Annotated in this window: 16 protein-coding genes; 1 reads left to right on the top strand and 15 read right to left on the bottom strand. The window is 47.1% G+C overall.

Annotated elements, in window-relative coordinates:
* Positions 1-188: 188 nt before the first annotated feature.
* From KNP94_RS00615 to KNP94_RS00560, 12 genes are all read right to left on the bottom strand, one after another.
* Entirely contained in the window at positions 189-917 is a 729-nt protein-coding gene (locus KNP94_RS00615; RefSeq protein WP_214765464.1) for a class I SAM-dependent DNA methyltransferase, read from the bottom strand.
* Entirely contained in the window at positions 917-1,264 is a 348-nt protein-coding gene (rsfS, locus tag KNP94_RS00610) for a ribosome silencing factor (protein ID WP_029332888.1), read from the bottom strand. Before rsfS ends, KNP94_RS00615 begins: the two co-directional genes overlap by 1 nt.
* Positions 1,261-1,836, bottom strand: a complete 576-nt coding sequence (yqeK, locus tag KNP94_RS00605; RefSeq protein WP_214765466.1) for a bis(5'-nucleosyl)-tetraphosphatase (symmetrical) YqeK — start codon at positions 1,834-1,836, stop codon at positions 1,261-1,263. Before yqeK ends, rsfS begins: the two co-directional genes overlap by 4 nt.
* Positions 1,826-2,395 (bottom strand): nicotinate-nucleotide adenylyltransferase, encoded by a 570-nt coding sequence (locus KNP94_RS00600; RefSeq protein WP_088836514.1) that lies wholly within the window; start codon positions 2,393-2,395, stop codon positions 1,826-1,828. The genes yqeK and KNP94_RS00600 overlap by 11 nt, the downstream gene beginning before the upstream one ends.
* Entirely contained in the window at positions 2,392-2,685 is a 294-nt protein-coding gene (yhbY, locus tag KNP94_RS00595; protein ID WP_088836513.1) for a ribosome assembly RNA-binding protein YhbY, read from the bottom strand. The genes KNP94_RS00600 and yhbY overlap by 4 nt, the downstream gene beginning before the upstream one ends.
* A 1-nt stretch (position 2,686) precedes the next feature.
* Positions 2,687-3,472: a shikimate dehydrogenase gene (gene aroE / locus KNP94_RS00590; protein ID WP_214765469.1), complete on the bottom strand. Its 786-nt coding sequence runs from the start codon at positions 3,470-3,472 to the stop codon at positions 2,687-2,689.
* Positions 3,472-4,581 (bottom strand): ribosome biogenesis GTPase YqeH, encoded by a 1,110-nt coding sequence (yqeH, locus tag KNP94_RS00585; protein ID WP_029332883.1) that lies wholly within the window; start codon positions 4,579-4,581, stop codon positions 3,472-3,474. The genes aroE and yqeH overlap by 1 nt, the downstream gene beginning before the upstream one ends.
* A gap of 141 nt (positions 4,582-4,722) precedes the next feature.
* Positions 4,723-5,307 carry a YqeG family HAD IIIA-type phosphatase gene (locus KNP94_RS00580; protein ID WP_088836511.1) on the bottom strand — a complete coding sequence of 195 codons (585 nt, stop codon included), beginning with the start codon at positions 5,305-5,307 and terminating at the stop codon, positions 4,723-4,725.
* A gap of 143 nt (positions 5,308-5,450) precedes the next feature.
* A complete protein-coding gene (locus tag KNP94_RS00575) occupies positions 5,451-6,230 on the bottom strand; it encodes a phosphatidylserine decarboxylase (protein WP_214765471.1) in 780 nt (259 codons plus the stop codon).
* A complete protein-coding gene (locus tag KNP94_RS00570) occupies positions 6,223-6,714 on the bottom strand; it encodes a thioredoxin family protein (RefSeq protein ID WP_214765474.1) in 492 nt (163 codons plus the stop codon). Before KNP94_RS00570 ends, KNP94_RS00575 begins: the two co-directional genes overlap by 8 nt.
* Before the next feature lie 13 nt (positions 6,715-6,727).
* On the bottom strand, positions 6,728-7,861 hold the full coding sequence (gene iadA / locus KNP94_RS00565; protein WP_214765476.1) for a beta-aspartyl-peptidase: 1,134 nt from the start codon (positions 7,859-7,861) through the stop codon (positions 6,728-6,730).
* Positions 7,862-7,930: 69 nt separating this feature from the next.
* On the bottom strand, positions 7,931-8,125 hold the full coding sequence (locus KNP94_RS00560; RefSeq protein ID WP_012369663.1) for a YjzD family protein: 195 nt from the start codon (positions 8,123-8,125) through the stop codon (positions 7,931-7,933).
* Between the two features lie 196 nt (positions 8,126-8,321).
* Between KNP94_RS00560 and KNP94_RS00555 the strand changes: the two genes are divergently transcribed.
* Positions 8,322-9,131: a Cof-type HAD-IIB family hydrolase gene (locus KNP94_RS00555; protein WP_088836507.1), complete on the top strand. Its 810-nt coding sequence runs from the start codon at positions 8,322-8,324 to the stop codon at positions 9,129-9,131.
* A 63-nt stretch (positions 9,132-9,194) separates the two neighbouring features.
* On the opposite strand, the gene KNP94_RS00550 is transcribed toward KNP94_RS00555, so the two are convergent.
* The 3 genes from KNP94_RS00550 to KNP94_RS00540 all read right to left on the bottom strand — a co-directional run bounded on the left by KNP94_RS00550 (position 9,195) and on the right by KNP94_RS00540 (position 13,868).
* On the bottom strand, positions 9,195-10,046 hold the full coding sequence (locus KNP94_RS00550; RefSeq protein ID WP_029332877.1) for a YitT family protein: 852 nt from the start codon (positions 10,044-10,046) through the stop codon (positions 9,195-9,197).
* A gap of 236 nt (positions 10,047-10,282) precedes the next feature.
* Positions 10,283-12,583, bottom strand: coding sequence for a glycoside hydrolase family 65 protein (locus KNP94_RS00545; RefSeq protein WP_214765479.1), 2,301 nt, complete (start codon positions 12,581-12,583; stop codon positions 10,283-10,285).
* 253 nt (positions 12,584-12,836) lie between these two features.
* Positions 12,837-13,868 carry a LacI family DNA-binding transcriptional regulator gene (locus KNP94_RS00540; RefSeq protein WP_088836505.1) on the bottom strand — a complete coding sequence of 344 codons (1,032 nt, stop codon included), beginning with the start codon at positions 13,866-13,868 and terminating at the stop codon, positions 12,837-12,839.
* Positions 13,869-13,877 lie beyond the last annotated feature (9 nt).

Genomic DNA, 13,877 nt, shown 5'->3' with positions numbered 1-13,877 from the left:
TCTCCCTCCTCTTGCCTCGACTTTACCAGGCTCGAGTCGTCACGTAGCTTTGAGTAATTCGTTTTTCTCGTGGTGTTAACTGACAAATCAATTCCTCAAGAAATCTTTTTCATGTAAATCGTGTATTTTTCTTTAACATACAGCACAAAAAACCGCTGCGAAAGTTTCCTTTTGCAACGGTCCATCCATTATATTTTTTCAGCTACAAAGAAAATTCGTTCGGCCGTCGGTGTTGGTGCATCACTCGTGAAATCACCTGTTACGGCGAGCGTCCGGAATCCTGCTTCACGAAGCCACGTCACGTATTGTTCCGGCGGATACGTCCGTTGATGATGTGTCTCGTCAACACGGTCGTAACGTCCATCTTCGTCTTCGATGAAGAACGTCAATTCGTGGACGACGGACAGTGGTGCTTCTCCGGGATCGGCAAACCAAATATAAGAACTTTGTTCGGCGTGTGTCGCATATGTTTTCCCGTTAAAGAGTGTTTCCATCTTATGCGGGGAATGCACATCAAACAACAACTTCCCGCCTTCTTTTAACGTCCGTGCCGCATGTTCGAACGTCTGTTGCACATCCGCTTCTGTCTTCAGGTAGTTGAGCGAGTCACACAAAATCGTCAGCGCATCGACTGGAGCAGGCAATTCGATTTCGCGCATGTCTTGACACCAAAAATCGATTTTTTGCTGTTGTTCCATCGCTTTTTCTTGTGCAATTTCAAGCATCTCTTCCGATAGATCGATACCTGTCACGCGGTAATGCTCAGCGAGTAACAACGTCGCCGTTCCTGTCCCACAACCGACGTCAGCAATCGTACTGTTTGCTTCGACGTATTGCGATACCCAGGCGACCCATTCGTCGTAGGGAACATCTTGCATCAACTCGTCATAGACGTATGCAAACTGTTCGTACGCCATCAGTCGATCTCGACTTCTACTTTAGGTGCGTCTGACCAGAGTTTTTCAAGGTTGTAGTAGTCACGGTCATCACGGTGGAAGACATGCACAACAACATTTTCAAGATCGGCGAGTACCCAACGCGCTGCGTCAAGTCCTTCGAGACGTTTGATCGGAAGTTCATTTTTATGCGCAACTTCTTTCACTTCACGTGCGATCGCTTGAACTTGCTTTTCTGATCCACCTTCACAAATCACGAAATAATCTGCGATTGGAGAGATGTTTTTCATATCTAAAACGATGATATCTTCTGCCCGTTTATCATCAATTGCATTTACGATTAATTTTAATTCTTGTTCGACTGTCATAGGACGGTCCCCTTTCGTTTAGCCGTGACGAACGCATTATACGTTTCAATCGTCAACGGAAAAATCACTGTTTGTTTGTTACATAAAAATTGGATGGTATGCGCAAGCGTCGCGATGACGGCGTCCGTTAAATCGGCGTCTGCAATTTTACGTAATGTTTCAACGCCTGGATACGTACGATTCGGCTCAATCGCATCGGCGACGAAAATCACTTGATCGAGCAACGGCATATCCGGAGCACCGGTCGTATGATTCGCGATTGCTTGGTAAATCACCGTATCCTCGATACCGAGTTCACGTTTGACGAGTTCTGCGCCGATTGGCGCGTGCAAGAGCTCATCGTCATAATCGAGCAACTCGAGCTGTCCGAGTTCGCGAGCGAGCGTCCGCATTTCTTCGGTGTCCCGATACTTCGCATAATCGTGCAGCATCGCAGCGAACGCTGCCGTCTCCTCGTCGACACCGTTTCGCCGCGCGAGTTGACGAGCTGTTTCAACAACTCCAAGCGTATGCACATAACGCTTATGCGGGAGTGTTCGTTTAATGATATCGTCTGCTTCTTCAAGTAACATACAATTCCCACTCCTCGATTAGTTGTCGGACAGCTTCAGGAACAAGGTAACGGATACTTTTACCGCGGGCGACACGTTTTCGAATGTCCGTCGAAGACACTTCAAGCGACGGTAAGTCGACTGCTGTCACCTGCGCACCTGCCGGAATCAAATAACGACTGCCTGGACGTGCGACCGCTCCGAATTGAACTGCCTCAAACAGGCGGTCTGCTTGATACCATGTATCAAGGCTCGCAAGCGAGTCTGCCCCGAGTAGAAACACGAACTCGTCTGTCGGATACCGTTTTTTCAATTCGAGAACCGTCTCAAGCGTATACGATTTTTCCTGACGCTCGAACTCAATCGTCGAGACGGAAAACGCATCGTTTGCCTGGACAGCGGCTTCAACGAGCTTCAACCGTTGCGCAGCACTCGTCACGTTCGCCGCTTTATGCGGAGGGACGTTCGCAGGTAAAAACCAAACCGCATCAAGATGCAGTTGTTCCTTTGCTTGTTCCGCTATCAATAAATGACCGATGTGGGGCGGGTCAAACGTTCCGCCCATCAAACCAATCTTCATCGTGGTAATTGTAACGTTTTATTCTCTTTCGATTCTTTGTAGAGAACAACAACTTTACCGATGACTTGAACGAGTTCAGCATTTGTTCCGTCGACGAGTTCAGCCGCTACGTCTTTTGGTGTGTCGGCACAGTTCTGCAAAACTTGGACTTTCAATAATTCACGTTTTTCGAGTGCATCAATCAAATCCGCACACATCGCTTCTCCAACGCCATTTTTCCCCACTTGGAAAATCGGGCTTAAATCATGTGCTGTCGCACGTAAAAATCGTTTTTGTTTACCTGTTAACATATCAATATTCCTCCAATTGCTTTCGAATCACCTGCTCACCAAGCGTAAGATCAGGTGCATGACCGGTGAAGCGTTCAAATGCTTCAGCCGCTTGTAAAACGAACATCGGGACGCCGTCTAGTGTCGCGAGTCCTCGAGCCGAGGCATCACGTAGTAGTTGCGTCGGAGTCGGTCGATAAATAATATCACAAATCAGTGCCGTCGTCTCGGTCAATACGATTGGTGTTGCTTCGATGCGTGGCATCATACCGACCGATGTCGTATTGATGATTGTGTCATACGGCGTTAAATCTGGTGACTCCGACCAGTCGATTGCCTGCGCCTGAAATTCAGCGGCAAGCGCGCGCGCGCGTTGATTCGTCCGGTTCATGAGTGTGACAGTCCCGTCGAGCGCTGCGACGATTCCTCGCGCCGCCCCGCCCGCGCCAATCACAAGAATGTTTTCTGACGATTGTCTTGCGGACAAGGCACGAACGAATCCCGTCCCGTCCGTATTCGCACCGACCAGTTCCGTCCCGTCAAAATAGACCGTATTGACCGCCCCTGCTTTTTCAGCAGAAGGCTCGAGTCGATCAAGAAACGGGATGATTGCCGTCTTATAGGGAATCGTGACGTTAATCCCGTCGAGCTCGCGCATCCGTAATTGCCGGACGACCTGCTCTAAATCGTCTGCTTCGACATCTATCATACTATAACAGCCGAAAAGCCCAGCCGCTTCCAGCCATGCCTCGTGCAGCACGGGTGAAAGTGAATGGGCAATCGGATGACCGATGACAGCGAAACGCATCAGACGAGCGCCTCACGTAAGGAAACAGCAACACCTTTAGGCGCGTAGGCAGCTACTCGTCCACCTTTTCCGTGAACTGCAACCCAACCGAGTCCACTGAAGACGATATCTGTTTTCATGTTGTCACGTAAGCTGAACTCATGACGGACGAGCGGTGGTAACATCTCAAGCGTTTTTTCATTCGGAGGCGATAATAACTCTCCATTATGATTTGCATAAAGATCGTCCGCCTTATCTAACTTCGTCCGGTGAACCTTGAGTTCATTTGACATATAGATGACGAATGAACGTTTGTTCCCTTCCATGTAGTCAAGGCGTGCTAAACCACCAAAGAATAACGTTTGTTGCGGGTGGATTTGGAAGACTTGTGGTTTGATTTCTTTTTTCGGCGTAATCAATTTCAAGTCGCGCGCATCGACATAGTGCGCCATCTGATGATGATTGATGATTCCTGGCGTGTCGTACAGGTTACAGTTGTCATCTAGCGGAATGTCGATCAAATCGAGTGTCGTTCCTGGGAAGTGACTGACGGTGATGACGGCCTCTTCTTCTTCACCAAAACGTTTAATGACTTGGTTGATGAGCGTTGATTTCCCGACGTTCGTACAGCCGACGACGTAAACGTCGCGCCCTTTACGATAGTAGTCAATCTTCTCGGCTAATTCATCGACGCCATGCCCTTTTTTCGCACTAATCAAGTGAACATCTACCGGACGTAAGCCCAGTTCCTTCGATGTTTGGCGCATCCAGTTCATCAAACGATTCGGATTAAGTGATTTCGGCAACAAATCTGCCTTATTCCCGACAAGCAGGACATCATTTTTTCCGACGAAGCGGTGTAATCCTGGTAACCAACTTCCGTTGAAATCAAAAATATCAACGATTTTAACGACGAGTGCATCTTTTTGACCGATTCCGTCTAAAATTTTGACAAAATCATCGTCCGTCAATGCAACGTCTTGAATTTGGTTGTAGTGTTTCAGTTTAAAACAACGTTGGCAAATGACCATTTCACGGTCAAGTGCAGATTTAGGCGCATAACCTGGTGCTTTCGGATCCTCTGTTTGAATCTCGACACCACAGCCGGCGCAATGAATTTCTTCGTTCATATGTGTGTTGAGCCGCATCGGGAACTTTCCCTTCTCTATTCAACGTAGCACCCTGCACGCTACTCCAAGAGCGTAACTTCCGACCTATTGCCGTACATGTTGCGACTACTGCCTATCCTTTCATCTACCGGTATGACAGGGTCATTGTTGCTTATCTTGACGCAGTGACTCGATCTGCCGCTTTTCCGTTTCAGACTCTTCTTTGACACGTTGCGTCAATTTATAGATGCCTTTACGTTTCATGCGACGGAAGACGAGACGTTCCATCAAGCGATTGAATTTAGTGACGACACCGTCTGTTTTAACGACGGGTTGGACGTGAATGACTTCGATGCCTACGGAATTTGCTCCTAGCACATCAGTAAACAGCTGATCCCCAAGAAATACAACTTCTTTTGCATGGTAACCGAATTCCGTTAATGCTCGTTTGAAACCGATTGGTAATGGTTTTCGGGCAGGTGCAATATAGTGAAGTCCGAGTGGATCCGCGAACTTTTTGACACGATCGCCGTTATTATTCGAGACGATGATGACGTCAAATCCGTATTGATTATTCACCATATCCAGCCATGATACCAATTCGTCTGGAGCATCGGCAATATCCCATGCAACAAGCGTGTTATCAAGATCCGTCAAAATTGCTTTGACACCGTTTCGTTTTAACATCTCTAAATCGATATCATAAATGGATGCGACGAAATGTTTCGGATAAAGTCGTTTGAACAAGAATAAAACCTCCAGATAATGGTCTAGCTCTATAGTTAAGTTTAAGAAACAGTTATGTTCTTATCGTTCGATTATAGCACAATCAATGGCGTAGAGCGATGCACAAAAGAAAACGCCCTTTCACTTGAAGGGCGCTTTTGCTTTCATGAATTCCAAATACCAAGTGCTTGTCCCATCAAGACAGGACCAGTTACATCATCTTCTAAATCAAGCGCACCTTTTGGAGCAATTAAAACGACCGTCGAACCGAATGAAAAATACCCGAACTCGTCGCCACGACGAATGTCACGTGCATGATTCGTCTGGACGATCGTGTTGACGTTCAACGCTCCGACCATGACGTGTTCAAGCGCATGTGCACCTTGGACGATTCGCGTCACCCGTCGATAGTTTCGTGTCAGCGGTCGCGTTCCGTAAGCCAATCCAAGATCATTGACCGGTGCAGAATCCCGCCCGAGCGTATAACTCGTCCGAACTGTCCCATCGATTGGAACATGAACGCGATGATAATTTTGTGGGCTGAGATAAAAAATCAGGACACGGCCACCAACGTACGTTGCCGCTTCATGGTGTGAACCAATCAATTCCGCGACTGAATACGTTTGTCCTTTGACCGTGAAGCGACTCTCTTCCGTCAAGTCGTCGACGACAGATAAAACACCGTCGCACGGACTGACGAATGCGTGCTCAGCTTGCGTAATCGGTCGGACTTTTTCTTTTAAGTGACGGACGAACAACTCATGTAGAGTCGGGTACGCGTCGACCGGCTGACTCGCTTCGTCCATTTGTAAATCATACAGCTTAATAAACGGTTTGATGAAAGGCCGGCTCAATTCGCTCATCGCAAAGCGCCGCAATTGACGTGCGACGAACGGGCGTCCATTTAATTCGAATAGATTTTTAAAAAACCATTTTTTAATCATTTAAATCACCCGATGATTCTTCTTTTGAATCCTCAATATCCTTACCTGCGAAAAATTCCTTGTAGCTATCTTCTGTCTGTTCGCCTGCGACACGGCTTACTTCCTTACCATCTTTGAAGTAAACGACGGTTGGTGTTCCTTCGATACCGAATGTATCCCACGCCGACTGTTCGACAGCAAGATCAATCTGTTCAAACGGAATATCCTGTTGCTCGCCGAGCGGTACTAAGTACGGTTTTACTTTTTCACAGTGGACGCACCCTGTCTGATAGAAGTACGTATAGAATTCGTCACCTGACTTTAATTTTTCAGCGACTTGACTCGCTGTTAGATTTCCATCTTTCGTTGCTGAATCTTCATTATCCATGAAGAGCAGCAATGTTGCTCCCAGTATGACGATCAATACGATGACGCCGGCCGTTATCCAATTCGCTTTTGATTGCGACTTTTTCGACGGCTTCACGCGCGTAGACTTTTTCGACAAATCGATCCCTCCATCATTTTGGCATAAGCCATTTTTTCTGAATCATTATAGCATGACCACCTGCTAGAATCGTATCGATTTCAAAAGCGTCACTAATCAGTAACAGGTCGGCACGTTCACCCGGTTTGATTGTCCCTCCAGAAATCCCGTAAGCTTCGGCAACGTTTCGTGTGACCGTCTGAATGGCGTCCGTAAACGCTACCCCATGACGAACCGCTTCCTCGACCGCTTGCAACATCGAGGTTGGCTTTCCTGATTCCATTCGTAGAAGTTTACCTGCCGCATCGAACGCCGGCAGACTCGCACCGGCGTCACTCGACATCGTGATCTGCCGTAAGGGAATCCCTGCTTCAAGTGCCCGTTTCAGCGCAAGTCCAGCCGGCACCTCGCCTTCTTCGATGAAGGCTTTTGTCGTACAGGTCGTAAAATCAATCCGTCCCCCTTGTTTCGCCCAAGCAAGACCGGCTCCAAAAATCCGTTCACTTCGATTGATATGTGTCGGTAAAAATTGTTCGATCGGTACATCCGACGTCCGGACGACTTCTTCGAGGAGATGTAACGCTTGTTTCCCGTCTCCAATATGGACGTTCATCGTTCCATTGACCCCTTTGACCATCCCGGCGATGCGCGCCTCAGCTGTGAGTCGCGTCAGCTCCTGAACAGTCGGTTGAGTCGAACGATGATCATTGATCGCAATCTCGCCGAGTCCGATGACTTCATTGATAAGGACGATATCACGACCAATCGTATCCGTAATCGAAACGGGCGGGACAGCGTAGCTGCCCGTTAACAGAAAAGGTCGAATTCCGTGTCGTGCAAACCCGCGGACGTGTGCCAGTAAATCAATCCCGGTCCGGGTCCAACCATCCGTGCCAAGTAATCCGACGACCGTCGTCACACCACCCGTCAAGAAATCACTAGCGACTAACGGAGCCGTCCGAGAAGCAAATCCGCCTTCCCCACCTCCGCCAATCGGATGAACATGACCATCGATCAATCCTGGAACGAGTCGCTTCCCCGTACCGTCAATCGTTTGTTCAAGCAAATCCTGATCGATATTATATGTCCCGATTCCTAGAATCGTTCCACCTCCGACAAGTACATCCGTCGGGATCTCGTTAACAAGTGCTTGTTTAATTAAAATCAAGCCTCTTCCCCCTCACTATAAACGATAAAAAGCGAGCATATCGCCCCGTGACGATACCTCGCTTTCAAGTTATTCTGCCTTTGTCCCTTGACCAAGACCAAGATCTTCGTTGACTGCATCAAGTGCGAAGACAACAAGTGACGTCACGACTGACATCGCTGTCGCAAATCCAAAGTTATACGTAACTGCATCGACCGCTGATACGATGAACACAGCTGTGTTCACGAGTAAGAACGACCAAAAGAATGTAACGAGAAAACGCATTCTTTCCCCTCCATTTCCATAGCTTACTTTTATTAGTCCTACGTCTCGTAGTATATCATTTTTTAAATCATCCGACAGCTTTAATCGGATTTTTTTAAGCGTTTTCCTTTTTGCTCAAAACAGTCACTTCCCTGTTTTCTACCGGTCCATATGCTAAAGTAATGAGGAAAGAATCTAAAGCGAAGTTGGTGAATGTATGAAACGTCATCTTATTGCCGTCGACCTCGACGGTACACTCTTAAAAGACGACAAGACAATCAGTCCTGCAAATATTGCCGCACTGCACAAAGCGCGTGAAAATGGTCATGAAGTCGTCATCGCGACAGGTCGTCCGTTTCGCCACGCGAAACGCTACTATGAAGAACTTGGTTTGACGACACCAATCGTTAATTTCAACGGAGGTTTCGTTCATCATCCGAATGATCCCCACTTTCAAGTCAGTCATCATCCGATTCCGTTAAAAACCGTGCAACATATTCTCGAGTCCGTTGCTGATACGAAAACACAAAACATCGTCTGTGAAGTGACCGATCATGTCTATTTCCAACGTGATCCGGTCGGGATTTACGAATTTTATACCGATCATGCCCTGTCCGTGACGACCGGTGATTTGCGGAGGCTGCTCCAACATGAACCGACCTCGCTGTTGATTCATGCCAAGGGTGAGCACGTTAACGAAATCCGGTCAGAGCTGTCGCATGTTCATGCCGAGACCGTCTTGAACCGTCAGTGGATCAAGCCCGAGTATATGGTCGAAGTCATGCGTAAAGGAACGAGCAAAGCGATTGGTCTTGAGCAAATCGCACGACATCTCGGAATTGAACAGAAACAAATCGTTGCCTTTGGTGACGAAGAAAACGATTTAGAAATGATTGAGTATGCGGGACACGGTGTCGCGATGGGCAATGCGATCGGACCACTCAAATTACTTGCGAACGGGACGACAAAACGAAATGAAGACGATGGCATCGCCTATTACTTGAAGCATGTCCTCGGACTCGCTTGATGATAAAAAAACGCATCTCCTTGACCGACAAATGTCGTTACTCAAGAGGATGCGTTTTTTGTTCTATCCTTTTCGGAAGTAACCAACGACTGAATCGGTTGGTACGACATTGATAAAGACGGTTTCATCCGCGTCACGGCAAATCCGTTCGATATCCCGCAGTTCATGTCGTTCGATGACCATCATCAGCGTCGATTTCTCGGCCCGTGAATACGTTCCGATCGACGGCATCTGTGTGATTCCACGAATGATATGTTGGTGCAGTGCCATCGTGATATCGTCGGCATGGTTCGTGATGATGAAGATTGTCAGGCGCTGATTGCTCGTATGAATCTCATCGACCACTTTCGACGTCACGTAGATAAAGACAATCGTATAGAGAGCTGTCGACCAACCGAACAATGCGCCGGCAAGGATTGCAATCAAAAAATTCAAAACGAATAAATAAAGACCGACACTCCGGTCCGAGAACCGGGCAAAAATCAAGGCGACGATATCGAAGCCACCGGTCGACGCACCAAATTTAATCGTAATCCCCGTTCCAATCGCAAGCAAGACACCACCAAACACTGCGTTTAATGTTTGGTCACCCGGAATGACAGCATATTGTGGAATCAAACCGATAAAGATCGTTGTCGCTAAAACAGAAATCAGCGTAATGATTGTAAAGCTACGACCGAGCATAATCCACGCCAATATAATCAATGGAATATTAAGGGCTAAAAACCAAACGTTCTCACCGAACGCAAATGCCGTGTCCTGTAAAACCTGAGTCAGGATTTGGGCAAGCCCCGTAAACCCTGTCGAATAAACGCCACTTGGAATCAAGAACCAGTTCATTGCGACCGCAATGACGAACCCACCAATCGAAGCGACCATTACCTTTAAAATATTTTCCTTCACAACTGCTGTCACACCTCGTTCTCCTCTCCTGCTTGAACTATCTTGGAACACTTTAGCACATAACAAATGACAGCGGATAGTCAAGAATGAGAAAGAAATTGATTTCTTTTTTTGGTAGCGCTCTCATGTGTCCGCGCGATGACTGAACGAAAACAACTCGAAAAACCGGACGATTTTCGAGATTCATCAAGAATTTCGAAAATCGTCCGGTTTTGTGTCAATCATATACACCTGATTCGTTCTAATTTTTAGACCGTCATTGAAGAAGGAACCGTGACGCTACCTTCAGCTGGTACGTCAACGACTTGATTATGGAGTTTCAACGAGAATGCTTCACCTACAGATTGCTCAATCGAGATTTCATTTTGTTTGACGTGAATATGGATATGATGACCGCGCCACTGCATCCGGAACGAATAACTCGTCCAGCCTTGCGGTAACATCGGATTGAAGGATAATACTCCTTCTTGAACACGGAGTCCGGCAAAACCATGCACGATCGACATCCATGATCCGACCATTGACGTGATGTGAAGACCATCTTCCGTATCATTGTTGTAGTTATCCAGATCGAGGCGTGCAGAACGTTGATACAATTCAACCGCCTTTTCTTCATATCCGACTTCAGCGGCAATGATGGAATAGATACAAGGTGAGAGCGACGATTCATGCACCGTACGTGGTTCATAGAAGTCGAAGTTCGCTTTCTTTTGCTCAATCGAGAAACGATCCGTCAAGAAATAAAGGCCTTGCAAGACGTCTGCTTGTTTAATGAATACAGACCGGAGGACACGATCCCACGACCAGTTTTGATTGAGTGGCAAGTGTTTCGGATCAAGATCAGCAACCATGATTTGTTCTTTATCCATGAAGCCGTCTTGTTGCATGAAAACTGCCGGCTCCGTCTCATCTTTTGGATAATACATTTTTTGATCGATGTCGGCCCACTGCGCAAGCTCTTCATCCGTCAATGTTAATTGATGCATCAACTCGGCGAGACGGTCCGGCTCGTTGTCCGCTAAATGACGATGGACGGTTTGCGCGTATTCAAGGCACCATGCTGCCATCAAGTTCGTATACCAGTTATTGTTGACGTTATTTTCATATTCATTCGGTCCTGTCACACCGAGGATCATGTAGACGTCTTTTTGCGGGACATAGTTGACACGGCTCGCCCAGTACCGCGCAATTTCGACAAGGACTTCAAACCCGTATTGTCCGAGGTATGACGTATCCCCTGTGTAGTTCGTATAGTTATAAATCGCATGCGCAATCGCGCCGTTCCGGTGAATTTCTTCATGGGTGATTTCCCACTCGTTGTGACACTCTTCTCCGTTCATCGTGACCATCGGATAGAGTGCACCTTTCATACCGACGTTCTTGTCCGCATTCTCTTTTGCTTGCGGTAATTGATTATGACGGTATTTCAACAAGTTCCAGGCGACGTCAGGTTTTGATGTCGCAAGGTAGAAGTTGAGACAATACGCTTCCGTATCCCAGTAGGTCGCGCCACCGTATTTTTCGCCGGTGAATCCTTTTGGTCCGATGTTCAACCGGGAGTCTTCTCCTGTGTAGGTTTGGAACATGTGGAAGATGTTGAAGCGAATCCCTTGTTGCGCTTCGACGTCACCTTCGATTTTAACGTCTGCTTCTTCCCAGTGATTCAACCAAGCGGCCTCATGCTGTGCGAGGACGGTATCGAATCCTAGTTCGAACGCTTCGTTGACACGCTTCATCGCCTGCTCAAGTAAATGTTCGACTTCATAATCACGGTTTGTCACGAGCGCGACTACTTTCTCAACCGTCGCTGCTTCACCTGATTCGACTTGTTTCGTAAAGCGGTTCGCCACGTATTGTGACGTGCCTTCAACGACTTCACAAATTGCGCCTTCAACATCTGTAATCATCGCCGCCGTTACGTGCCAATCGAGTTTTTTTGTTTTTGACGTGACATATCCGAAACGCTCTTCCGTCCCATGTTCGACCGGGAGCCAGAATTTTTCATCGTAGTTCGAGTCCTCGTTCTCGACATCCGCATCAAGATACGACTCGATGATGATTTCCGCTTCAAAGTTGATCGGTGTGACCGTATAACGGAGTGCTGCGATTTCTTTTGTCACGATTGAGAAGAATCGCGTCGATTCAATCTTCGTCTCTTCGACGCCATTCTTAAGTAACATCGTTCGTGTCAAAACACCATGTTGCATATCAAGTTCACGCTTAAAATCGACGACTTCCCACTCATTCAAATCGACATTTTTACCGTTGATTGAAACACGGACACCCATGATATTGACTGCGTTCAATACCTTTGCGAAGTACTCGGGATAGCCATTTTTCCACCAGCCGACACGTGTTTTATCCGGATAATAGACACCTGCCACATACATTCCTTGGTGTGTATCTCCTGAGTAATCTTCTTCAAAATTTCCACGCATCCCCATATGTCCATTCCCAATCGAAGTCATCGATTCGGCGAGACGGTTATCTTCGGGATGGAATCCCTGTTCTATGATTTTCCACTCATTCACATTAAATAATCGTTTCATCATTAGTCGCTCCTTTTATCATTGCCGATTTCGAACGTTTTCAGCGTCATTTGTAAGCGTTTCAACGTTTCTGTACATTCTTTATTTTACACATAAAATAGCTTAATGCAATCGTTTGCACGAAAATAAATTTCTTTTTGTGAAACCGTTCCCAATAACTTACTTTCTACTTTGGTTTCTTAGTGTTTTTTGTTCATAGCAAAAAAAAACTTCATCTCGAGCCCCGTTCCGGGCGAGATGAAGTCACTGGTTTTCATTCGTTTTTTGGACCCCCGCAAGACTGACGAACGACGAGGTAATGCGGGACGATGACACGTTTACCATAAGGCGTCGCATCTTCATTGATTTGTTCAATCAAACAATTCGTCGCTTCAAATCCTAGACCAAAGATGTTGATTTCGACCGAGGTCAATGGCGGACTCGAAAACTCAGCGATGAACAGGTTATTGAAGCTGACGACCGCCATTTGGTCCGGGACACTAATCCCCATCTCATTCAACGTACTCATGACGCCGAGCGCCATCATATCATCACTGACGACGACGGCAGTCGGCGGATGATCGAGTGACATCAATCGTTTAACGGCGTCAGCCCCACCAGTCGTCATGAATGGTGCACTGACGATATAGTTATCTTCGACCGGAAGACCCTCTTCCATTAAAGCCGTTTTATACCCACCGACGCGTTCTTGCGTGACCGCTAAGTCTTGTGACCCGCCAACGAAGGCAATACATTCATGTCCGAGCTGATGCAAATACTTTGTCACTTCACGACCGGCAAGGTAATTATCCGTGTCGACATACGTGACTTGCGATGAGTCACTGAACGGTTTCCCGACGACGACGAAGGGAAACTTCGATTCTTGAAGAAATTGTACGACTTTATCATCGGTTCTTGAATATAAAACGACAACTCCGTCGACGCGACGGCCCTGAACCATCGAGACGACGCCCTCATATACTTCTTCTTCCGACACGCCTGTCGTCATATAAAGCGAGTACCCGTTTTGATGCGCTTTCGTACTGATTCCACGGATGACTTCTGAAAAGAATGGGTTTTGAAGTGTTTTCGTCGCTGCGCTCGGCATGACGAGACCAATTGCTTGCGTCGTCCGGTTCGCTAAACTCCGAGCATGGACGTTCGGATAATAACCGAGATCTTCCATTGCTTGTCGAACACGTTCTTTTGTTTTTTGACTGATTCGCGGACTATTCGCGATGACACGTGAGACCGTCGATGGTGCGACGTTCGCTTCCCTAGCGACGTCTTTAATTGTGACTTGCATCCCCTTCAC

Origin of the sequence: Exiguobacterium sp. s80 (assembly GCF_018618725.1) — a bacterium.
GTDB classification, from domain to species: Bacteria; Bacillota; Bacilli; order Exiguobacteriales; family Exiguobacteriaceae; genus Exiguobacterium_A; species Exiguobacterium_A oxidotolerans.
This window is presented reverse-complemented; position numbering and strand designations above follow the sequence as displayed.